The organism is Catenulispora rubra (assembly GCF_015356825.1).
GTDB lineage: Bacteria > Actinomycetota > Actinomycetes > Streptomycetales > Catenulisporaceae > Catenulispora > Catenulispora rubra.
The window spans coordinates 1-21,970 of the sequence record NZ_JAACYW010000141.1; the positions used below are offsets into that span (position 1 = coordinate 1).

Sequence of the window (21,970 nt, forward strand, 5' to 3'; positions counted from 1 at the left end):
GGGGGGTGTGGTCGGCGGCTGCGGGGTTGGCGGCCGCGGTGTGGTCGACGGCGGCAGCATGGTTGGCGGCGGCAGGATCGGTGGCTGCCGGACTCGCGGTGGCGTGGTCACGAGCGGCAGGAGCGTGATCGGCGGCAGGATCGGTGGCCGTCCTGATGATCTCCTGGAGGCGATCGGGCGGAACGTCGACACCGAGGTCGTGCATGAGGATGGTCCAGGCATGGTCGCGCGCTTGGACCGTGTGGTGCGCGACATATTCGCGATGAGCCTGAGTGTCGAACTGGTTCCAGAAGGTGCCGGCAGCTTCCTCGACGCGTCGCTCGACCTCCCGCTCGACCCAGTCGGTAGCCTCGCGCCAGGTCATGCCCTCGCGCACCGGATCCCCACCGGGGTGCTCGCCACGGATGCGATCGACAAAGCTCTGCCAGGCCTGCTCACGCTGTGCGGGGGTAACACGCGGCACCTCAGGCTCGGCAGCGTGTGAAACAGGTTCCGGGGTGCGCGGCGCAGGTTCCGATGCTCGCTGCGCAGCCTCCCGAGCCTGCTGCTCAAGCTCCTCGACCGCAGCGGCACGCTGCACCGCCCGACGCTCGGCGGCCGTCTTCACGGCCAGGTTCTGCCGAGCCGCGGCAAAGTCGGCACGCGCCTGGGCCAGCCGCTCGTCCGGCGCCGAAACCCGCACCGTCTCAGGACCCGCCGAAGCCCGCGACGCGGCAGCCTCCGCGGCGACCTCCGAAAGCCGCTGCTCCGGGTCCCCGCCTTGGCCACCGAGGCGCTCCCCCGGGGTGTCGAAGCCGGAGCCGGGATGCTCGGGTTCGTGCGCAGGCTCGTCGAGAGCGTGCGGCGCGATGGTCTGGGTCCGCGACCCATCAGGCTGGCGCATGCCGACACCAGGCGCGACGTGCGACGAAGCATCAGAGTCCGGCGGCAGATCGTGCAGCGTGACGATGCCCTTGCGCGGCACGGGATCGGGACGCGGCGCCTCAGCCTGAGTCTCGACCGGTCTGGTCGCAGAAGTGTCCGGAGATTCCGGAGCCGAAGTGGCCGCGGTCTCGGGCACGGATTCGGTCCGCGCGCCGCCCGAAGCCGTGGCAATGGTCTCGACCGATGGCGTGGCAGCCCGCTCGGCCGAGACCAGGTCGGCAAGCGGCTCGCCACTCGTCACGATCGCCGCATCGCCCTGCCTCCCAGCCGGCTCCGCCACCAAGTCCCGCACCTGCTGAGCGACCGTAGCCTGCCGTTCGGCCACCGCGACCCGCGTCTCAGCCACGCTGACCCGGCTGGCGTCGGTCGTCGCCACGCGCGCGTCGTTCAGACCGGCGTGCGACAGCTGCGTCGCCTGGGCCTGCGCCAGATCCGCGTGCGCCGCCGACAGCTCGCGACCGGCCTGCTGCACGTTGGCCGCGGCCTCGGCCACCGGATCGTCGGCGAACGCCCGCAGCTTCTGCGCCGTGGTCTGCGGCAGCTCGGGCTGCGACAACGTGGTGAGGCGCTGTTCCAACGCCTTCTGCGTCGCGACGTCCAGATGCGCCGCGGCCAACTCCGACTGAGCGTTGTCCATCGCAGCATGCGCCGCGTGTTTCTCGGTCAGTGCATTGCCGGCGTCGCGACGCGCGACCTCCACCACCGTCGGCGGCGCGCCGCCACCCACCACGACCTGATGACTCGGCTCATTCTGCGGCGCCGAAATGGAAACATGATCACCAGGACCCTGCGGCGGAGCGCTCTCATACGGCGCAGCATCGTAAGGCGCGCTCTCATGCGGAGCGCCCTCAAGCGGCGCACCCTCATGCGCGACACCGTCCAGCCCCGGCAGCCCCTCGTGCGGAATCGGCCCGTTCTTCTCCGCCTCCACCTCATGCGCCAGCTCACCCAACGCGTGCAGGCTGCCCAGATCCAGCGCCGGCGGCTCCTTCGCCTGCTCGTGCGGCCCCTTCCCGCCGAGGAACCCGCCGATCACCCCCGCACCGAACGCCAACCCCAGGTCCTGCCCCCCGCCGAAGGCCGCGTTCGTCACCACCGCCGACGTCACGCCGGTGACGGCGGACACCGTCACCTTCCCCTTCAGCGTGTTCACGAAGTCCGGCGCGATCGCGTGCCCGATCTCGTGCACCGCCGCGCCGATGCCGCCGGACAGCAGCCCCATCTCCACGGCACTCACCGTGGACGAGGTGTCCCAGTGGTCCCGGTCCTTCAGCACGAACATCTGGAAGGCCTGAACCGCGCTGTCCATACCGGTCTGGATCGCCGTCGCCGACGCCACCGACGTCACGAACCGCTTGGCGATCTGCGACACCATCAGCTCCCCGATGGCCTCGATCTCCGGTACCAACGCCGCACCCCACACCGTCGGCGCCCACTCCAGCAACTGCTCGGCCATCCACGCCAACTGCAGCAGAATCATCAACTTCGAATACTGAGTCTGCACCGCGGTCTCATGCGACATGTCCCCCATCTGGGCCGACGTGTCCACCAGCGTCGGCATCGTCGTGTTCAACTGCTTCACGAACGACCCGAACTGCTCCGCCGTCGGCCCCGACAGCGCGTCCCGCATCCCCGAGGCCATCGGGGCGATGTCGTGATTGATCGCAGTGAGCTGAGAATGCGTGTCACGCCAGGCGTCACCCAACTCGGCAAGCTGATCCTCATCACCGGCGGGCCAGGTCTGGCCCACCGCCAAAGCCGCCACCCAGTCCAACTCGGGTGGAATGGTGATGGTCACGGCCGCGACGGCGGCTTGGGATGGGAGGAGGTTTCCGGAGCCGGGGCGTCGAACGTCTTCGGCACCGTGTTGTTCTCCTCGGTCTGCACGTAGCCGCGGACCATCGTGCCGATACCGGTGAGCATGCCGTTCGTGATCTGCACGAAGTCGTGCATCGCGCCGACCACCTGGTCGCGCACCGGATCGTGCGAGGCCTTGAACGCCTGCCCCGCGGCGTCGTTCCCGGCCGCGTCCGCCAGCCGGCTCACCGCCTCCACCAACCCCGAGCGCGCCCCCTGCGTCTTGCGGGCCAGCTCCTCGACCTGCGGGCTCACCACCGACATCCGGTCGGTGTCCACCCAGACCTGGTCAGCCATCGCTCTCCCTCACCATGCGTCCCGGCACCCGGCCGGTCGCGACGTAGTCCCGCACCGCCTCGGGCACCGACGAGCCCTCGGACAGCGCCTTGGACAGATCCGCCTTGCCCTGCACCAGATCGTCGAAGTCCAGCCCGGCGGGCAGCTCGGGCTGCATCAGCTCGCGCAGCGCGCTCTGCGCCTGCGTCTTGGCCTCGGCCGCGACCGACATGATCGCCTCGACCAGCTCCTTGGGCGCCATGCGCTTGTAGGCGTCGGTCGGGAACTCGATGCCGACCAGGTCGCCCTGCGCGCCGACCGTCACCTTGACCGTCTGGCGCGGGTTGCTCGCGGTCGCGGAGATCTCCCGGATCTTCTGCTGGAGCTCGGCGGTCCGGGCCCGGCGGCGCTGGTACGCCTCCATCAGGGCCTCGACCTCACCGTCGAAGGGCAGGTTCATCGCCGCCCCACCCGTGTTTCCATGGCGTTAACCACCTTTCAAGGCTGAAGTAACCCACTCCCCAAGGTAAGGAAGCGCCCACGATCCAGTCTCGGATCGTGGGCGCGGTTTGCCCGAACAGACATCGGCACTTGCCTCTTACGTCATCACGGGTCACCTACGGTGCCGAGCTCACTCCAGCCCGTCCCAGCCGGACTGGCGCGCGCCCCACGTCGTCGAGTCCTGGACCAGGAGCTTCGCGGCGGCCGGGCCGTCGTCCGGTGTTTCGTCCTCCTGTCCGGGGGCCACCGGCTCCTCCTCGGGCTCCGGCGGGGGCGGCGGCACGTAACCGGCCGGCAGGCGCCCGGAGCGCACCCGCTCCAGGACCGGCGTAACCGTGGCGCCGAGGCCCTTGGCACGTTGCCACGTCACGAGATCCGGGTTCTCCTCGGCATCGATGCGAGGGGCGACGGCTTCGTGCGCCGGCACGCCCACGGGCTCGTCCTGCCAGGCCTCCTGTTCCACGGTCACGGTACGGCTGTCGACCTCCCCCTCGTCCCCGCCGGCGCGCCGGGCCAGGCCGAGGCCGAGCAGCGCGGCGGCGGCAGCACCGCCGACGTCCCACGCGCTCTCGTCCGGAACGCCGCCGGGCGCCGCGAGTACGGGAACTGCTTCGTGTGTCGGCGCGGGGGCAGGACCGGGGGCGGTCGCGGACACCGGCGCGGACACCGGTGTCGCCACCGCACGCGTGACAGGGGCCTGCTTTTCCTTCGTTTCCTGCTTGCCCTCTTGATCCTCGACCGGTATCAGCGTGCCGTCAGCCGCCACCATCATCGCCTGCTCGGTCTCGGCCATGCCCTCGAGAGCGGCACCGCCGGCAGTAGCGCCGGCCGGGATCTCAGCCTCCCCGGTGGCCGACAACATCAGAGCCTCCATCGCCCAGGCCTCAGTAACACCGCCGAGCAGACCGGAGGCGTCGGAACGCTCCGCATTGTTGCCTTGCGCGCCAGCCCCTCCCATGCCGGGCATGTAAGGCATCTCCCCCGCCCCCGCGCCCGAAGCCGCGAGTTCAGAGCTCGGTGTCTCGGCGCCGACCGAACCCTGCAGCGACGATCCACCGGCAGCCGCACCGACCGTGGACCCCGGCTCGTTGATCATCGATTGCGGAACCGCGCCGATCCACGGCTTGGTCAACCCGCCGAGCAGGCCCGCAGCGTCGGAACGCTCCGCGTTGTTCCCCTGCGCACCGGCCCCGCCCATGCCGGGCATATAAGGCATCTGCCCCTCACCGGCGCCCGCCGCAGCCCCCGGCGAACTCTCCAGAGAGAGTCCAGAGCCCTGCGGAGTCGACTCCAGGCTCGTCAGATCCTTGCCCAGACCGGTCCCGAGGTCCTTGCCCAAGCCGGCACCCAAGTCCGAACCGGCCCCGACCCCCGGCGCGTGCGGAATCTCCAGAGCCGCGGGCTTCTCGCCGCCCACGCCGACGCGCGCCGGGTTGAGCGCGGCCTCCATCGCCGGGTTGATCGCCGGCGACAGCAGCTCCGACGGCACCCCGGCCAGCAACGGCGCGGACAGCGGCGAACGGCTGCCGAGCCCTTCGGTCGTCGTGAGGTTGGACGGCAGCCCCGTCCCCGTGCCGATGTTCGGTCCGCCGATGTTCGCCAGCGGCGGGACGTTCCCGACCCCGAGCCCCGGCGGCAGCCCGGTGTTCCCCAGGCCGTTCGTCCCGGGCAGTCCCGAGGTGTCGACCAGGTTCGGCGGCGCGCCGACTCCTGTGAACGGCGGGATGTTCCCGGCCGTCGCGTTGGGGAGCCCCGGCGCGGTGGTGTCGGACAGGCCGGGGATGCCGCCCAGGCCCGGTCCGCTGCCCAGATCCGGCGGCGCGCTCACGGTCGCCGGCGGCGGAGCGCCGCCGGCCGTGGCGTTCGGGTCGCCGGCGCCGGTGCCGGGTGGCGGCACGGCCGACAGGTTGCTGGTGTCCGGCGGCGGCGCGACCCCCGGCGAGTTGACGTTCGGCGATCCGGAACCGTCGGTCGACGGGGTGTTGGTGTCCGGCGGCGGAGTGACGTTCGGCGAGTTCGACCCGTTGTCCGTCGGCGGCGGGGTGACGGTCGGCGGCGGCGTGAGGTTCGGATTGTTGACCGGGTTGTTCACCGTCGGCGGCGCGTGCACGCTGTCGACCGTCACCTGGTAGTTGCCGACCAGACTGTTCAGCACCCCGAGCATGTCGTGCGTCATCATGGCCGCGATCTCGGGCTTCTCGTGGATCATCACCAGGTTGTTGACCACGCTGGCCGGCGGGACCGCGTGCAGCGCCGCGTTCGCGTAGTAGTGGTCGATCGAGGAGACCTGCTCCTGCGCCCACGCCAGATAGTTGCCGTTGTTCACCAGCTGGTTCGGGACCGAGTCGGTCCCGGACGGCCCGCCGGCCAGCGCCGAGGAGACCGCGAGCACCTGGTTGGAGAACGTCGTCATGGCGCTGAGGAAGGCGTCGGCCGCGGCGCCGGTCCACGGCGCGTCGTGCGAACCGGCCAGCGCGTTGGCCTGGTCCTTGATGCTCTGGCCGACCATCTGCAGCGTGGTCTGGACCGTGTAGAAGTGGTACCCGGCGTCGACCAGGGTCTGCGGATCGGCGATGCCGCGGGCCCGGTGGGCGGCCGTGTCGTCGCCGACCGGGAGCCCGGAGCCGCCGAGGACCGCGGCCTCGATCTGGTGCCAGTCCCACCCGGCGTAGTCGGACGCCGAACCGCTGTTGGAGATGTTTCCGAACAGACCACCGTTGGGGTCCTCGTTGAACTGGCCGCTCCCGGTCTTGGAGTCGTCTGCCATGGCCGTCCGTCCTCGCTGGGGATGGGGTTCTCTTCGGCGCGCACGAAGGCGGCCGCGGTGTGCCGGAGCTCCCGCCGGGGCACACCGCGGCCGGACCGCGTACCGGACTCAGGCTCCGGTGTTGCTCGACCCGCCGCTGACGTCGGTGTCGATCCCGCTGAAATACGCGGTGGAGCCGTTCAGGGCCCGGTTGACGTCGTCCGCGGTGCCCTTGTTCGCGTCCTCGGTGCTGGCGTACTTGGTGCTCAGACTCGTCATCGCGTCGTGCAGGTCCTTCAGACCGTTGGTCAGGTCGGTGACGGCGGTGCGGTACTTCTGTTTCAGGCCGCCGTCCCCGTTCAGTCCGTCGATGTTCGCCCGGATCTGGTCGGCGTGGTAGAACGCCCCGGGCTGCACCGCGGGCATCTGCGTGATCGTGTCCAGCAGTTTGTTCACCGGATCCTGCAACAAGGCGATGTTGCTCGCGAACTTGTCCAGCGAAGGAGTGTCCACCGAGGTGTTCCCCGTGCCGTCCCCGCCGGGGACCGGCGGCGGCGCGGGAACCTTCGGCAGGTCCTTCGCGTCCTTCGGCAACGGCTTGTCCGGCTGACGATCGGCGTGGTTCGGCGACCAGGGCCCGGTGTCCTGGGTGTCGGTGGTGGTCGTGTTCGAGGTGTTGGACGTTGTCGATGTGTTCGACGTGTTCGACGTGTTCGACGTCTTGGTCGGGTCGGACGGCGGCGTCGCCGGCGGGGTGGTGTTGGCCGGCGGGTCCGAGGAGACCCACCACGAGCCGATCATGCTATCGGTTTGGTTCTGGTACCACTTCTTGTCGGTGTAGTCGTAGCAGTACGTGGTACCGCCGATGACGGTCTGGAAGTGGGGGTCCTGCGTCGGATCCGTCGCCACGGCTCACTGCTCCCAGAGTCCGAGTCCCTGGTTCTCGGCGTTCGCGTAGGACTCGTTGATGCTGCCCAGCGAGGCCTCGGCGTTGGTCGCCTGCACGGCCATGTCGGCCGCCTTCTCGTCCCACTTCTTCTTGGCGACCCAGTAGGCCTGCTGCGAGTCGGCGCTCCATTCGGACAGGTGCGTCTGCGTGCTGTCCTCCAGGTTCGTCAGCAGATCGGAGATCTGCGAGGAGATCTGGCCCATCTGCTCGGCGACCTGCTGGACGATGTTCATGTTGACCATGTACGTGGCCATGGATCAGGACCTTTCAACGAGGGACGGTATGCCGGCTCACAGACCCGGGAGCGGGCTGCCGACGGCGCGGACGAGGGTCTGGGCGGTCTCCAGGGACTGCTGGTGGGTGTTGGCGTAGACGCCGGTCTGGGTGGACAGCTTCTCCAGGATCAGCGCCAGCTGGGACTGCACGACCTGCAGGTCGTCCAGGTAGGTCGCGAGCGCGGTGCCGAACGAGGACGCCGCCTCGCCGGACCAGTTGGCCGCGAGCGTCGCCTGCTGCTCGGACATGGCCTGGTAGGCCCCGTTGACCTGGGCGAGCGCGTCCTGGAAGTCCTGCTGGGCCAGTTGCATGCCGTCGACTGTGACGGACGTGTTCGGAGTGGCCACGTTTTCCTCCTTCTCACTGCGGGGTGGGGGCGGCCGCATCAGCCGCCTTACGTCTCAGTCAACGTGCGGGAGGGGTCCCCGGGACGGGTCCGCCGGCAGCGGTGCCCGTTTGTACATGGATCGCTGCTCGACCGGCCACCGGCCGAAAAGCCCAGGTCATCCCGGCACCGGCTCCGGAACGGGGGGCCGCTTGGACGCACGGTCGGTAGCGGGCTGGAGCGCCACCAGCGCACTTTCCACAACCCCGGGATCAACCTCCAGGGAACCGGTCAGCTCCCCCACCCGCGCGGCCACCCGGTGGGCGGTGTAGGCCCCGGGACCGACCGGCAGGTCGTCGAAGCCTTCTTCGAACGCCGCCAGCACCTGCTCGGTGATCCGGAACCCGCGCCGCGCGAGATACCGCGCGGCGAGCAGCGCCGACTCGCTCGACGAGTAGTCGCCGGTGGCCAGCGATTCGGCGAAGCAGTCGAGCAGATCGGCACGGCCGCGCAGCAGCTGTGCGGCGTGCGCCGGCTCCACGGTCAGGACCACGACGACGTCCTGGTGTGCGGCGACCGCCTTCGGCAGCGCGGCGAGCACGGCGGCGCGCGCCCCGGGCGGGAACGCGGCGAAGTCCTCGTCCACCCGCACCACCAGCACTCCGCCCTGGGCCTCGGCGAACACCGACTGCGCGTAGAACTCGGGCTGCCCTTCCCAGCGCGCCGGGAACTCGCTGAGCGCGACCTCGTATGCCGCGCGTGTCCGGATCAGGCCGAGGTCGGCCAGGCACCAGGCGTAGACCCGGGCGAGCGCGCCGCGGCCCGAGCCCCGTCCGCCCTCCAGGATCACGTTGGCCAGCCCGGTCGTCGGCTGTCCGCCGTCGCGCAGCCGGACCAGGCCGGTCAGCCGCAGGCGCAGCGCGTCGCGCACCGGGGCCAGGCCGGTGAACGCGGCCAGCCGGCGCATCCCGGGAGTGTCGTCGAACCCTGACCGGCGTCCGGCGTCCGGGCCGGGGCCGGTGGGCGGCGGATCGACGTCCTGGGGTGTGAGCCTGCTCAGGTCCGAGTCGCGGGCGTCGGGCTTGCCGGCCAGCCGAGAGGCCTGGTTGCCGACCATGGCCTCGAACACCTTGCGGGCCACGCGGCCGTTGCCAAAGGTCGGCCCCTTGGGGATCTCCTCGAAGTACCGGGTCAGCGCGGCGATGGTGTCCTGCCCGAGCTCGTACCGGTGCGCGGCGGTCATCCCGCGCACGATCGTGACCAGCTCGGCGACGCTGTAGTTCGGGAACTCCACGGTGCGGGAGAAGCGCGAGGCCATACCGGGGTTGGAGGACAGGAACTGCTCCATGTGCTCGGAGTAGCCGGCGACGATGACCACCAGCTCGTCCCGGTGGTCCTCCATCAGCTTCATCAGCGTCTCGACGGCCTCCCGGCCGAAGTCCGGCCCGGTGCCCTTGGACTGGTTGGTCAGCGTGTAGGCCTCGTCGACGAACAGCACGCCGCCCAGGGCCCGGGTGACCACCTCGGTGGTCTTGATGGCGGTGCCGCCGACGATCTGCGCGACCAGATCGGCGCGCGAGACCTCGATCATGTGGCCGCGGCTGAGGATGCCGAGCTCGGCCAGGACCGCGCCGTAGAGCCGGGCGACCGTGGTCTTGCCGGTGCCGGGAGGGCCGGCGAACACCAGGTGCCGGCTCATCGGCGGCATCGGCAGGCCCAGCTCCTCGCGGCGCTGCGCCATGGTGATCAGGTCGATCAGGCTGTTGACTTCCTGCTTGACACTGGCCAGGCCGACCAGTTGGTCGAGTTCGGCCAGCGGGCCGGTGCCGAGGTGGCGGGCCCGGTCCGGGTTCTCGGGCTCGGCGGCGTGGTCGTCGTCGTAGCCGTCGCCGTAGCCGTCGCCGTACTCGTCCTCGACCGGGTTCATGTCGTAGGAGTCGTAGGAGTCATAAGAGTCCTGCGGTACCCGGCGGGCAGGAGCAGGAGCAGGAGTCGGGGTGGGCGCGGGGCCGGGTGTCGGCTTGTCGGCGGCGTTGTCGCGGACCTCGCAGTCCTGCACGTCCACCGCATCGGGCGCGCCGTGCACGCCTTCGCCGCCGTTGCCGGTGATCCGGCACGCGCGCAGCGTCGCGCGGCCGCCCTCGCGCACGTCGATCCCGTGGTCGGCGGCGCCGTGGATCCGGCATCCGGCGGCCTCCAGCACCGCGCCCTCGGCCAGGGTGATCGCGCTGGCCGGGGCATCGGCGAACTCGGTGTCGCGCGCGGTCAGGCCAGCACCGGCCACGCCGACGCCGCAGCCGCGCAGGACGCACGACTCCAGCGTCGCCTGCCCGCCCTCGACCAGGATCAGACCCTGGCCGTCGGCGGCCTGGATCTCGACCCGGCCGAGTTCGGCGGTGGCGGACGCGGACACCTCGACCGCGGTCCCGCCGGTGTCCAGCGCGCCGCCGCGGATCTGGACCGCGGCGCCGCCCGAGGCGGTGAGGCCGGCGCCCTCGCCGGTGACGGTGATGCCCTCGAACTGGGCCGTGGCGCCGCCGGAGAGCACGACGGCGCCGCGCCGGGCGTCCCGGACCTCGACCTCGCTGGCCATCAGGGCACTGGCTCCGTCAGCGGCGATCCCGATCACGGCCCCGACGACGCGGCAGCGTTCGAGGCGGGGGCGCGCGCCGCCGGTGACGTAGACGCCGATCTGCGCCGGATCGGTGACGACGCAGCCGGTGAGGACCGGCTCGCTGCCGCCGGCCAGGTGGACGGACTGGCCGGTGGTTCCGGAGAACTCGCAGTCTCGCACGTCCACGGTGCCGCGGGAGGTCACGTAGAGGTCGAGCGCGCGGCCTTCGCTCACCCGCACCCGGGACAGCACGGCGGAGGCGTTCTGCTCGACGGCCAGCGCCGGCTTCTCGCAGCCGGTGATGACGCAGTCCTCGATCTCGGCGCGGGCCTGGCCGTTGACGCAGATCCCGTTGCCGGCCGGCCGGTTGACGGTGCAGCCGGTGGCAGTGAGCCGGCCCTTCTCGGCGACCACGATGGCCGAGGATCCGGTGTCCTCGATGGTGGTCTGTTCCATGATGGTGCCGCCGGGCGAGGCGACCACGACCCCGGCGCCGGTGCGGTTGGCGATCCGGCACTCGCGCAGGGCCAGGGTCCCGGCGCCGTGCGCGAGGACGGCGGTCCAGGCCGCGCCCTCGACGCGGCAGCCGTCCAGCGCGGCCTCGCCGCGGCGCACCTCCAGCACCGGGGCCTGCTCGTCGGCGCCGACCAGCTCCAGCCCGGACAGCTGCACGGCGGTGGTGTCGACGATCAGGGTGCTGCCTTCGGGGCCGCCGTCCACGCGCACGCTGCCGGGGCCCTCCTCGGCGCTGAGCGTGACGACCCGGTCCAGGACCAGCCGCTCGGTGTAGGTGCCGGGCGCGATGGCGATCAGCGCGCCGTCGCGGGCCTGCCGCAGCGCCGCGCCGATGCTCGGGTATCCGCCGGGGCGGTCGGGCGCGACCAGCAGTCTCTGGCGTGTCACGACGCTCTGCCTTCCTGGAGCTCGTGCTGCGGGACGATGAGACCGGGGGCGCCGCCGAACCGGTCGCGGACGGCTTCGGGCAGGTCGGGCAGGTCGGGCAGGTCAGCGGCCGAGTCCTCGTCGGCCCAGGTCCGGCCGGCGTCCGTGAGCCCCTTGAGCGCGACCTCGTCGAGCGGCACCGGCCCGGGATCGACCCGGCCGTCCGCGCCGATCTCCGAGGCGGACAGCTCCCGCAGCAGCACCTGCGGCCGCTCGCCGGTCACCACGCTCAGCACCTTGAAACTGGTCCCGGGCAGGAACACGACCTGCTCGGGGAGGTCAGGGGCCACCAGGTGCGTCCGGCGCGCGGTCATCGACCAGATCAGCAGGTCGACGTCCCCGGGCATCCGGTACCGCGCGCCAGCGAGCGCGGGGACGAAGCCCCACTCGGTGACCAGCTTGCGGCTGTCGTACCAGCGCAGCTCGCGCTCGCTCAGCGAGGCACGGACCAGCGTCGGACCGCGGTGCGACGGCAGGCGCTTGAGCCCGGAGGCGATGCACCGGGCCAGCGGGACGTGCGGCCCGGCCGCGGCCGAGCGGACCAGGTCGTCGAACGGCCGGGTCTGCCCGTTGAGGTAGAGCTGCACGGCGACGAGATCGACGAGCACGTCGGCGGTCGCGGCCCCGGAGGTGCGCAGCCCCGGGGACTCGGAGACCACGCGGGAGACGGAGCCGAGGGTGTTGTCGTACTGCTCGCTGAGGGTGCGCCGGACCCACTGGCGCTCCTGGTCGAGCGCGCGGACGGAGGGGACGGCGGTGGTTTCGGGGCGCGGGACGGGTTGGACTTGGGGGGCGCGGCCTGCGTCAGGGGTCGATGGCACGACGGGAGCAGGCTCGGGCGGTGGGGTTGGCGCTGGTGTCGGTGCAGGTTCTATGTGCTTGATCGGCAGCACAGGCTCGGAGGTCGCGGTCACAGTCTCTTGGACAGGCGCCAATGGAACAGAAGCCATCGCGACATCTCCCGGAAGCGGCCCACTTTCGAGCCGGAATCGCGTTACGGGCACCGGCTCCGGTTCTGCTGGCACATCGACCAGGCCGCTCGCATCGATCCCCGCACCACTCTCGGCAGCCATGACATTGTCAGCAGCTGCGCCGCTCGCAGCTGCCGGCTCCAGCTCGACAACCGCCCCGGCCTCTGCCGAGACCGTCACCTCAGCCGCAGCCAGTTCCACCGCCGCGACCACCACCTCGCCGCCGGCCGTATCCGTCCCCTGCTTCACCGCAGCCGTCGAAGGCAGCACCGCGACCGAGTCCCGCACCTCCGGCTCCAGCCGCGCCACCGCCTCGTCGGCGAGCGAGCGCATGCGGTCGGCGTCGACCGAGGCGTCGGCGGCGTGGAACATCCGCGCGTGGTGGGGATCGGGCACGGCAGCGCGGATCGCCGCCGCGTGCGCCTTGTAGATCGGCGGCCGCATCATCAGGCCGCTCGCGGTGACTTCGAGCACCGCGCCCGGGGCGTACTCGTAGATGCCGGGCGCCACTTCGCGCAGTCCCTCGATCGGGGCGCGGTGCTCGACCGGCTCGGGGTCGGCACCCTCGGGGAGGTATTTCAGGTCCCAGACATAGGGCCGCCAGTGCATCGCGCCGCCGGCGAGCAGGGTGCGCGTCTGGCTGCCCTTCTGCTCGCGCCTCGACCCCGCCGGGGCCAGGACCGGGACGCCGACCCCCGCGACCACGCCGACGCCGAGGCGGTCGGCCAGCTGCTGGCCGAGGGTGGGCCCGGCGGGATCGGTCGCGCCGAAGTCCGCGAACCGGAGCGCGGGCCGGATCCGCTCGTCGACGCTGGTCCAGAACTCGACAATGGCGTCCAGCGGCACCGGCGCCGAGCCCGGATGGCCGACGACCACGCGCGGATGCGCCGGATCGGTCGCCAGGCCTCCTATCAGCCACTTGCGATAGGACTCGGCCGCCCGGGGCGAGCCGGCGGCGGTGATCCAGGCGCCGGCGGGCAGCGGTTCGACCCGCACTCCGTCGGCGAGTTCGCGCTCCTCGGCGAAGGACGCGCACTCCCACTCCGGCGCCGGCGAGCGCCGGGAGGCGGGGACCGGGTCCCGCCCGGGCTCGAAGTGGAACCATCCCGGTCCGGCCTCCACCGGCACGAACAACCCTCCCACCACTTTCTGCGGCACGCCGCCGGGCGCCAGCACGACGCGTCCGAGGGCGGTCGACAGCCAGTCGCCGAGCCCGAGGAACGAGGACGACGCGAGCGGCTGGAGCGGCACCAGCCGCAGCGTTCCGGCGCGTTCGGCCAGGAAGGCCGGGAGGTCGTTCTCGCTCTGGATCTCCGCGCCGGGCGCCAGGTCGACGAACACCACGGTCGGGCTCTGTCCGTCGGCGAGGGCGCCGCAGCGCTCGATCGCGCGCGGGTCGGGGCCGTTCGCCGCGTGCAGCATGACGGCGCCGCCCGCGCCACCCGCGCTACCCGGGCCGCCTGGGCCGCCCGCGCCGCCGATGTCGGACCAGCGCGGCGCCGACTCCGGACGCGAACGCGTCAGCCCGCGGGCCATGACACGGCCTTCTGTGCGGCGCTGACACTCAGCGTCGGCCCGGCCGGCATCGAGCCGAGGACCGCGTCGGGGAATACGTGCCCTGCGACTCCGGGGTATCCGAGCGCGTTCAGGGTGTCGGTGCCGTCTACCGCGAACCGCATCCCGGCATCGGTGATGAGGTAGGCCGCCGGTGCTCGGGTGAGCGGCGAGGTCGAGGTCGAATCCGCGATCAGGGCCTTGCCCGGCGGGATCAGGACCGGGGTCTTGTCCGGGAAGAACTGCCCGGCCTCGGTCACCAGCACCGGTCCGACGCCGGTGGCTGTGCCGGTGCCGGCGCTTGAAGTGGCGGCGGCCTGGTAGGCGCAGAGTCGGGCGCCAGCCGGCGGGGCGTACGACGTGGTGGCCAGCATGTCGGGCAGCCGCCGCAGCAGCGACTGGTCGGCGGACGCCGGGGTGCCGGCGATGTCCGAGGGGCCGACCGCGAGCGGCTGTCCGTTGCCGGGTACGGTCGCCAGCAGCGCCGCCTCGGTGCGCGTGATCGGCGCGAGGCCGTCGCCGCGCAGGACGTAGAACTGCGCCACGCCGCCGGCGGTGGTCTGGAACACCTCGCCGACCTTGGTCTTCTGTCCGGCGATGCGCGGTCCCGGCGCTCCGGCGGACGGGATCTGCGCCGGGCTGAGGGCGTCACCGTCGCCGATCACGCCGAGCCAGGTGGTCGGGACCGGCAGCGGCGCCTGGTTGCCCAGGCCCAGGACGGCCAGCACCGAGGCGTTCGGCACGGGATACTTCCGGGAGTTCCAGAGCACGTATTCGCTGGAGCTCGCGGTCACCACGATCGGCCGCCCGGCCGGCACCGCCGCGGCGTGCTGGGCCGGGGCCAGGTCGAGCACCGTGCTGCCGCCGCTTCCGGTGGCGCCCAGGCACAGCGACCAGGTGCCGTCCAGCAGCGCCGAGGGGTCCGGCAGGCTGTCCGGCGCCCCGGCGATCCCGATCGACGGCCCGACCGGCAGCGCGGCCAGGGTGCTGCGCGGCTCGATGTGCACCGTCGGCTTGGCCCCGGCGGCCAGGCGCGCCGAGGCGTAGTTCGCGGTCGGGCGCAGCTGGCCGTTCATGAGGATGTAGCGGGTGCCGGTCTCCTTCTCCACGATGATCGAGCCCTGAGCCTTCCAGGACTTGTCAGGCGCCGGGGAGATCAGGCCGTAGACCGCCGCGCCGCCGCTGAGCAGCACCGCGGCCATGAGGCCCATCACCAGGCCGAGGTTGCCGCGGCGGAAGGGCTGTTCCCCGATGCCGGGATCGCCGGCCGTGGCGGCGTGGACGAGGCGGCCTGCCGAGAAGCGGTAGGCCTGGATGTGGTCGCGTCGAGTCTGCACGTCATGTCCTCAGCTGACGAGCGCGCGGAACTGCGCGTAGACGTGGAGGAACTGCAGCAGCAGCGGGATCAGCGCCAGCGAGGTCCACAGCTCGGCGGTGTCGGCGAGCTGGCCCCAGATCGGCAGCAGCCGCCGGCCGGGCAGCGAGCGCGCGGCGGCGATCAGCGCCGTCGCGCAGAAGAGCAGCAGCAACAGGGCCCAGGTGCGGTCCCCCGCGCCGAGATGCCGGGCCAGCGACACGGCGACCAGGCTCAGCCCGGCGACCCCGCTGAGCACCAGCGGCGCCCGCTGCCAGGCCAGTGTCAGGCTCCTGGCACGCAGGACGAGCGCGAGGGCGAAGACGGCGGTGAGCGTCCCGCCGACCCACCCCGGCTGGAACGCCAGCCACCCGAAGGCGGTGACGTAGACCAGCGACGCGGTGACGAACAGGGCATTGAGATGCGACACGGCGCGCGTGGTCCGCGCGGTGACGTCGGACTCGGAGACCGGATCGATGTCCTGCTGCAGCTCCTCGGCGGTGCGCGGGAGCAGCGCGACGCGCAGGCGGGTGAGGCGCAGGACGATGCGCAGCTGCGCGGAGGTGGCCGCGTACAGGACGACGGCGAGGACGGCGGCGACCGACGCGGCGCTCGCGCTCAGGCCGTTGGCGGCCGTCGCGCCGATGGCGGTGCACACGCCGACCCCGGCCACCGCCCCGAACACCGCCAGCGGCAGCCGACCGGCGGTGGCGAGCAGCACGGCGACGGCGGCGCTCGCAAACCCTGTGATCATCAGGGCCTTGCGATCGATGGTGAACAGCCCGTGCGCGCCGTGATAGGCGGCGAACCCGGTGAGCACCGTGAAGGCGCACGCGCCGAGCGCGGCAGCCGTGGCAGGCGCCGAGTCCTCGCTGAACCGGCTGTCGACGATCGCCACGAGTGCCAGCGCAGCAGCGGCGAGGCCGAAGAACACGACCCGCGCCGACACCGACGGCAAGGTCGTGACGCAGACCCCGAACGCCGCCGCGACGACCGCACCCGCGCCGAGCATCAGCGCCGTACTGAACCCCGGCCGCCAGTGATCGGCACGCCGCGACACCGAGTGGGCGACCCCAACGCTGACGTCGTCGAAGTCGAGCTCCGGCAGAATCGCGGTCTGCGGGCTCAGATACAGCACCTCGCCCTCGCGCAGATCCAGCGACTCGGCCGTCCCGCCGAAGTCAAGCGGTGGCCCCCCGAGCCGCTGAAGCACCCAGGCGCCATCACCGGAATCGGCAGCGTCGCCAACGGTGTGCCGCACGACGATCGGCAGCAGCTCGCCAAGCGTCGCAGTCGAAGGAATGGCCAGGTCAGCACGACGCGCCGGCCCAGAAACAGTGAGATGGCACAACTCGCCCCCGCCGCCAAGAAAGCGGGCAGAGGGAGCCGCTGGAGCCGAGGTATTCATGACACTCCTGAAATCGCAGCGGGTTCAGTGAGTTCTGCGTCCACCGCAGCGCCGGAAAGACGACAGGCGGCGGCAAAGTAGCGATGGTCGGCAAGGGAAGGCCGTTCGCCGAAGCGTCGGCAGCGGCAAGCGAGCCGGCGCCCGCCCAGCCCCATCAAGGCACTCATTCAGCACCCACCAACCCGGTCTGAATGATCCGAATATCCCGCCGCGTCACCAACTGAGCCCGCCCCGGCGGCAGCGTCCGCGGCTTGGCCTCGCCGATGAACTTGCCCTCCTCCTTCGGATACGAGAGCAGCACCGCCGGGCTGTTCAGCTCCCACAGCCGCCGGAGGACCGGGTCCATCATCGCGCGCATGGCGCCGGAGGTGCTGCGGGCGATCACCAGGTGCATGCCGATGTAGGCGCTGCTGCCCAGGATCCGCACCAGGGGGCTCATCGGGCCGCCGGCGCCGTTGCCGGTCGTGAACAGGTCGTAGTCGTCGACCACGACGAACAGCCGCGGCCCGTGCCACCAGTCCCGCCGTTGCAGCTGCTCCGGCGTCACGTCGGCGCCCGGCAGCCGGGCCGTCATCGACACCGCCGCGCTGCCCGCGAGCTGCGCCAGCGAGTCGGTGTCGATCGCGTAGCCGACGCGGTACGCCTCCGGCGCGACCTCGTGCAGGCGGCGGCCCGGATCGCCGAGGAGCACCCGCGCCTCGGCCGGGCTGTAGCGGTCGGTGATGGCCTTGACGACCAGGCTCAGCATGTTCGTCTTGCCGGTCTCGCTGTCGCCGAGCACCAGCAGGTGCGGCGTGTGCTCGAAGTCGTGCCACACCGGCTGCAGCCGCTTCTCGTCCCAGCCCAGGCACATGCGCAGGTCGCCGGTCGGCACCGGCAGCTTGGCCGCGGGCAGCCGGGCCGGCAGCATCCGCACGCCCGGCGCCCGCGGCCCGGTCCAGAACAGGTCCAGCTCCCCGGCCGCGGTCTTGGTCGCGGTCGTCAGGTCCTCGGTGTCGCCGCGCGCGTCCAGGCGCGGCAGCGCGACCAGGAAGTGGTGGCCGGAGCGCGTCAGGCCCCGGCCGGGCTGGTTCGGCACCGCGGCCGCGGCGCGGTTCCCGATCTCGGACTCCATCGGGTCGCCGAGCCGCAGCTCGAACTTGGTGCCGAACAGGTCGCGCAGCCGGGGCCGGAACTCCGACCAGCGCACCGCCGCGGCGACGATGTGCACGCCGAAGGACAACCCGCGCCCGGCGATCTCCATCACCCGCGCTTCCAGGTCCTCGAAGTCCTGCCGCAGCGTCGCCCAGCCGTCGACGACCAGGAACAGGTCCCCGAACGCGTCCTCGACCGTCCCGCGCGCCCGCGCCGTCCGGTACGCGGCCATCGACTCCAGCCCGAGCTCGGCGAACCGCGCCTCGCGCACCTCGATGAGCTGCGCGACCTCCTCGATCGTGCGCAGCACCCGGTCCCGGTCCAGCCGCGTCGCGGTCGACCCGACGTGCGGCAGCCCCGACACCGAGGCCAGCCCGCCGCCGAAGTCCAGACAGAAGAACTGCACGTCGCGCGGCGTGTGCGTGAGCGCCAGCGAGAGCATCAGGGTACGAAGCAACGTCGACTTCCCCGTCTGCGGCGCCCCGGCGATCCCCACATGCCCGTCGGCCCCGGCCAGGTTCGCGGTGAGCAGATCCCGCGACTGCTCATACGGCAGGTCCACCACCCCGATCGGCACCCGCAACGCCCCGAGCCCCGGGTAGTCGGCCGCCTGCATCCCCCGCACCGCGTCCGGGACGATGCCCGGCAGGATCTCGTCCAAGCTCGGCGCGGCGGTCAGCGGCGGCAGCCACACCTGACGCGCCGGCGGACCGGCGTCGGCGAGCCGGTCGACCAGCACCTCCAGCAAGCTGTCGCCGTCCCCCTCGTCACTCTCCACGACGGGCACCGGCTCCGGCTCGACCTCGGCCGGCACCGGCGGCGGAGCCTGCCGGAGCCCGAACTCCACGACGTCGGCGAACTCGGCCTGCTCGACCGCCGCCGCATCCCCGGCCCCCGAACCGCCGGCCCCACTCCGTACGGGCCCTGACACGTAAGCGGCCTTGAACCGCACCAGATTCGTCGTGTCGATCTTCAGATAGCCGTTGCCCGGCGCCGAAGGCAGCTCATAGGCGTTCGAGACGCCGATCACGCTGCGCGACTCCATCGAGGAGAACGTTCGCAGGGCTATGCGATACGAAAGGTGCCCCTCGACCCGGTGGATCCGTCCCTCGTCCAACCGCTGCGAGGCCAACAGCAAATGCATCCCGAGGCTGCGGCCGACCCGGCCGATCGTGATGAACAACTCCACGAACTCCGGCTTGGCGGCCAGCAACTCGGAGAACTCGTCCACGACCACCAGCAGCGTCGGCAGCGGAGCCAGCCGGGCCCCGGCGGCGCGCGCCTTCTCGTAGTCGTACAGCGACGAGTATCCCGTCTCCCGCAACAGTTCCTGCCGCCGGATGACCTCGCCGTTGATCGCGTCCTGCATCCGGTCCACCAGATGCAGCTCGCCGGCCAGGTTGGTGATCACGGCCGAGGTGTGCGGCAGCCGGTCCATGTGCATGAACGTCGCGCCGCCCTTGAAGTCCACCAGCACCAGGTTCAGCACCTCGGACGAATGCGTGGCGGCCAGCCCGACGATCAGGGTTCGGAGAAGCTCGCTCTTGCCGGAGCCGGTGGCCCCGATCAGCAACCCGTGCGGCCCCATCCCGCCCTGCGCCGACTCCTTGATGTCGAGCTCGACGACCTCGCCGTTCTCGGTCACCCCGATCGGCACCTGGAGCCGCGCGCTCTGCACGGCGCGCGGCCGCCACTTGGCCGCGACGTCGAAGTTGTACGGGTTGCGGATCCCCAGCAGCGTGGTCAGTTCGAAGTCGCTCTCCAGCGGCTTGTCGGCCAGGTCGACGGTGCCGCTGGTCCGGAACGGCGCCAGCACCCGGCCCAGCGAGGTCGCCGCAGCCGTGCTCAGCGCGTCGGCGGCGGCGCTCGCGGTCGTGTCCCCGACCGGGAAGCCGACCTCGCCGTTTTCGGCGTGCAGCCGCAGGACTTTCGGCCCGCCGGTCATCGCGCCGGTGGCGTCGAAGAGCACTGCGTTACGCAGTCCCGCGCCGAGCAGCCGAGAGGTGGCCGGCAGCAGCGTGCGGTGCGCGACGACCACCAGGAACGGCTCGGTGACGCCCGGCACCGCGCCCCGATCGTGCTCAGGACGCTCGATCGTCTCCGGCCCGAGCAGCGCCAGCAGCGTGTCGTGGTCGGTCGCGACCAGCCGCAGCGGCCCCGCCTCGTCCTCCTCCTTGGCGTGCCGGGCGTGCGGCAGCCACTTGACCCAGTCCCACTCGGCCAGCCCGGCCTCGTCGGTGAGCACCGCGATCTTCAGCTCGTCCGGGGAGTGGAAGACGGCCAGCTGGCCGAGCATCGAGCGGATCAGCCCGGCGGCGGCGTCGGCGTGCCCGGCGAACTCGACGCTGGTGAAGTTGCGCAGCCCCAGTGCGATCGGCACGCCGGTGACGCTCTGGTGCGCGCGGATGAAGCGCCGCAACGAGATCGCGCACAACGGCTCCAGATCCTCGACCGGCTTCGTCTGCGGCGGGACGAACTCCAGCGCGGCGCGCCGGGTCCCCAGGCCGATGCGCACCCGGCCGAAGTCCTCGTGGCTGGGCCGGCGCTCCCAAAGCCGCGCCCCGGCGGCGATCGACCACAGCGCCTCCGGCGGCGGGTTGTCCCAGCGCACCGCCGCGCGCTGCTCGTCGGCCGCGCTCATCGCCTTCTCCCGCTGCTGCGAGAGGTAGCGCAGATAGTCGCGGCGCTCGGCGCGGGTCTTGCGCTTGCGGTCCATGCTCGAGCGCCCGACCTGGCCCAGGCTCATGGTGACCATGGACATGCCCATCATCCCGGACATCATGTACATGCTCGGCGAGCCGTTCGCGGCCGAGAACATCAGGGCCATGGTCCCCATGCCGAGGGCCATCGGCATCATGCCCATCACCGACCCGAAGTCGGCGGTGGCGGGCTCGCCGAGTACCGGCGGCTCGGCCAGTTCCACCTGTCCGTCCGGAGACTGCGGCGCGGGCGCGCGCGAGGGGCGCTTCACGATTTCGGTGCCCATGGCTGATCCGTTCTCCTTTCGTACGGTGGCGCGGTCTCGACCGTAGGCAGGGCCGCGCCCGGCTGTCCGGGGGCGGCCGCGAGCGTTGCCCGATCGGACACGCAGGGGTGCGCCGTGTGCGCGGCGCGGGTCAGGATCCGGTGAGCGGCGGCCATCGCGAACGCGGCCCGGCCGCGCTCAACGCCTCGGCGATGCGCTCCGGGCCGACACCCAGCACCCAGCCGGCGGCGGCAGCGGCCAATGCGTTGTGGATCTGGTGCGCGCCGATCAGGGACAGCTGGACGTCCGCGCCGCCGTCGGGGGTCAGCAGCGTGAAGGCCGGCCTCCCCTGCTCCATCCGTTCGTCGACCGCGCGGATCACCGCCTTGGGATCGCGGCCGAACAGCACGATGTCCGCGGCGGTGCGCACCGCCATGGCCGCCACCCGCGGATCGTCGGCGTTCAGGATCGCCACACCGCCGGCCGAGGCCGCCGGCAGCGCCTCGACCAGTTCGGCCTTCGCCTCGGCGACCAGGCTCAGCGGATCGCGCGCCACGGCTGCTTGCGAGCCGACAGGCGCACCGGCGCCGGCAACGAAAGTCTCCACATGAGCGTTCCCGACCGCGAGCACGATCCCGATCCGGGGCCGCGCGATCGTTGTCAGGTATCTGAGATCCCCAGCGCGCGCCGCTCCCATCTCCAGGACCAGGTAGCGCGTCGTCTCGTCGGCACGCAGCACCGTCAGCGGCACGCCGAGTTCGTTGTTGAGCGAGCCGTCGGTGGCCGTGGTCGGCGCCCCGGGCTCCAGGATCGCGGCCAGCAGGTCCTTGGTCGTGGTCTTGCCGAACGATCCGGTGATGCCGACGACCAGGGGGCCGTCGTCGGTGAGGTTCCGGTGGGCGAGCCGGGCGAGCGCGGCGGCCACGTCGGGGACTAGGACGGCCGGCACCGGCACCGGCCGGGAGGCCAGCACCGCGACGGCGCCGGCGGCCACGGCCGGGGCGGCGAAGTCGTGGCCGTCGACCTCGGCGCCGTCGAAGGCGGCGAACAGGGCGCCGGGGACCACCGCGCGCGAGTCGAGGACCACCGGCCCCCGCACGATCCGCAGCGGATCGGCGCCGTGCAGCCGCCCCGCCACGATGTCGGCGATCTCGGCCAGCGTGAAAGGCCTCAC

General features: G+C 72.0%; 13 protein-coding genes. All 13 read right to left on the reverse strand.

Going from position 1 to position 21,970, the window contains the following annotated elements:
• The coding region (locus GWK61_RS31400; protein ID WP_194915200.1) for a WXG100-like domain-containing protein at window positions 1-2,722 on the reverse strand (2,722 nt) is incomplete at its 3' end.
• A complete protein-coding gene (locus GWK61_RS31405; protein ID WP_194915202.1) occupies window positions 2,719-3,078 on the reverse strand; it encodes a hypothetical protein in 360 nt (119 codons plus the stop codon). The genes GWK61_RS31405 and GWK61_RS31400, both read right to left, overlap by 4 nt.
• Window positions 3,071-3,517, reverse strand: a complete 447-nt coding sequence (locus GWK61_RS31410) for a YbaB/EbfC family nucleoid-associated protein (RefSeq protein ID WP_194915204.1) — start codon at window positions 3,515-3,517, stop codon at window positions 3,071-3,073. The genes GWK61_RS31405 and GWK61_RS31410 overlap by 8 nt, the downstream gene beginning before the upstream one ends.
• 171 nt (window positions 3,518-3,688) lie before the next feature.
• On the reverse strand, window positions 3,689-6,325 hold the full coding sequence (locus tag GWK61_RS31415) for a WXG100 family type VII secretion target (protein WP_194915206.1): 2,637 nt from the start codon (window positions 6,323-6,325) through the stop codon (window positions 3,689-3,691).
• Between the two features lie 108 nt (window positions 6,326-6,433).
• Entirely contained in the window at window positions 6,434-7,213 is a 780-nt protein-coding gene (locus tag GWK61_RS31420; RefSeq protein WP_194915211.1) for a hypothetical protein, read from the reverse strand.
• Window positions 7,214-7,216: 3 nt separating this feature from the next.
• Window positions 7,217-7,507, reverse strand: coding sequence for a WXG100 family type VII secretion target (locus GWK61_RS31425; protein ID WP_194915222.1), 291 nt, complete (start codon window positions 7,505-7,507; stop codon window positions 7,217-7,219).
• Between the two features lie 36 nt (window positions 7,508-7,543).
• Entirely contained in the window at window positions 7,544-7,876 is a 333-nt protein-coding gene (locus GWK61_RS31430; protein WP_194915233.1) for a WXG100 family type VII secretion target, read from the reverse strand.
• Between the two features lie 156 nt (window positions 7,877-8,032).
• Window positions 8,033-11,371, reverse strand: coding sequence for a right-handed parallel beta-helix repeat-containing protein (locus tag GWK61_RS31435; RefSeq protein ID WP_194915245.1), 3,339 nt, complete (start codon window positions 11,369-11,371; stop codon window positions 8,033-8,035).
• Window positions 11,368-13,917, reverse strand: coding sequence for a hypothetical protein (locus GWK61_RS31440; RefSeq protein WP_194915250.1), 2,550 nt, complete (start codon window positions 13,915-13,917; stop codon window positions 11,368-11,370). Before GWK61_RS31440 ends, GWK61_RS31435 begins: the two co-directional genes overlap by 4 nt.
• The gene (eccB, locus tag GWK61_RS31445) at window positions 13,902-15,272 is read right to left on the reverse strand and encodes a type VII secretion protein EccB (protein ID WP_194915259.1); all 1,371 of its coding nucleotides are present in this window, start codon (window positions 15,270-15,272) and stop codon (window positions 13,902-13,904) included. The genes GWK61_RS31440 and eccB overlap by 16 nt, the downstream gene beginning before the upstream one ends.
• 9 nt (window positions 15,273-15,281) lie before the next feature.
• Complete coding sequence (eccD, locus tag GWK61_RS31450; protein ID WP_194915270.1) at window positions 15,282-16,697, reverse strand: type VII secretion integral membrane protein EccD; 1,416 nt, start codon at window positions 16,695-16,697, stop codon at window positions 15,282-15,284.
• Window positions 16,698-16,860: 163 nt separating this feature from the next.
• Window positions 16,861-20,817: a type VII secretion protein EccCa gene (eccCa, locus tag GWK61_RS31455; protein ID WP_194915281.1), complete on the reverse strand. Its 3,957-nt coding sequence runs from the start codon at window positions 20,815-20,817 to the stop codon at window positions 16,861-16,863.
• 130 nt (window positions 20,818-20,947) lie between these two features.
• On the reverse strand, window positions 20,948-21,970 hold the full coding sequence (locus GWK61_RS31460; protein ID WP_194915285.1) for a Mur ligase family protein: 1,023 nt from the start codon (window positions 21,968-21,970) through the stop codon (window positions 20,948-20,950).

What these genes read in the sequence shown, in the direction of transcription:
- GWK61_RS31440 (WP_194915250.1), bottom strand. Translation starts at nt 13,917, where the DNA reads ATGGCCCGCGGGCTGACGCGTTCGCGTCCGGAGTCGGCGCCGCGCTGG.
- GWK61_RS31405 (WP_194915202.1), bottom strand. Translation starts at nt 3,078, where the DNA reads ATGGCTGACCAGGTCTGGGTGGACACCGACCGGATGTCGGTGGTGAGC.
- GWK61_RS31415 (WP_194915206.1), bottom strand. Translation starts at nt 6,325, where the DNA reads ATGGCAGACGACTCCAAGACCGGGAGCGGCCAGTTCAACGAGGACCCC.
- eccCa (WP_194915281.1), bottom strand. Translation starts at nt 20,817, where the DNA reads ATGGGCACCGAAATCGTGAAGCGCCCCTCGCGCGCGCCCGCGCCGCAG.
- eccD (WP_194915270.1), bottom strand. Translation starts at nt 16,697, where the DNA reads ATGAATACCTCGGCTCCAGCGGCTCCCTCTGCCCGCTTTCTTGGCGGC.
- GWK61_RS31410 (WP_194915204.1), bottom strand. Translation starts at nt 3,517, where the DNA reads ATGAACCTGCCCTTCGACGGTGAGGTCGAGGCCCTGATGGAGGCGTAC.
- GWK61_RS31425 (WP_194915222.1), bottom strand. Translation starts at nt 7,507, where the DNA reads ATGGCCACGTACATGGTCAACATGAACATCGTCCAGCAGGTCGCCGAG.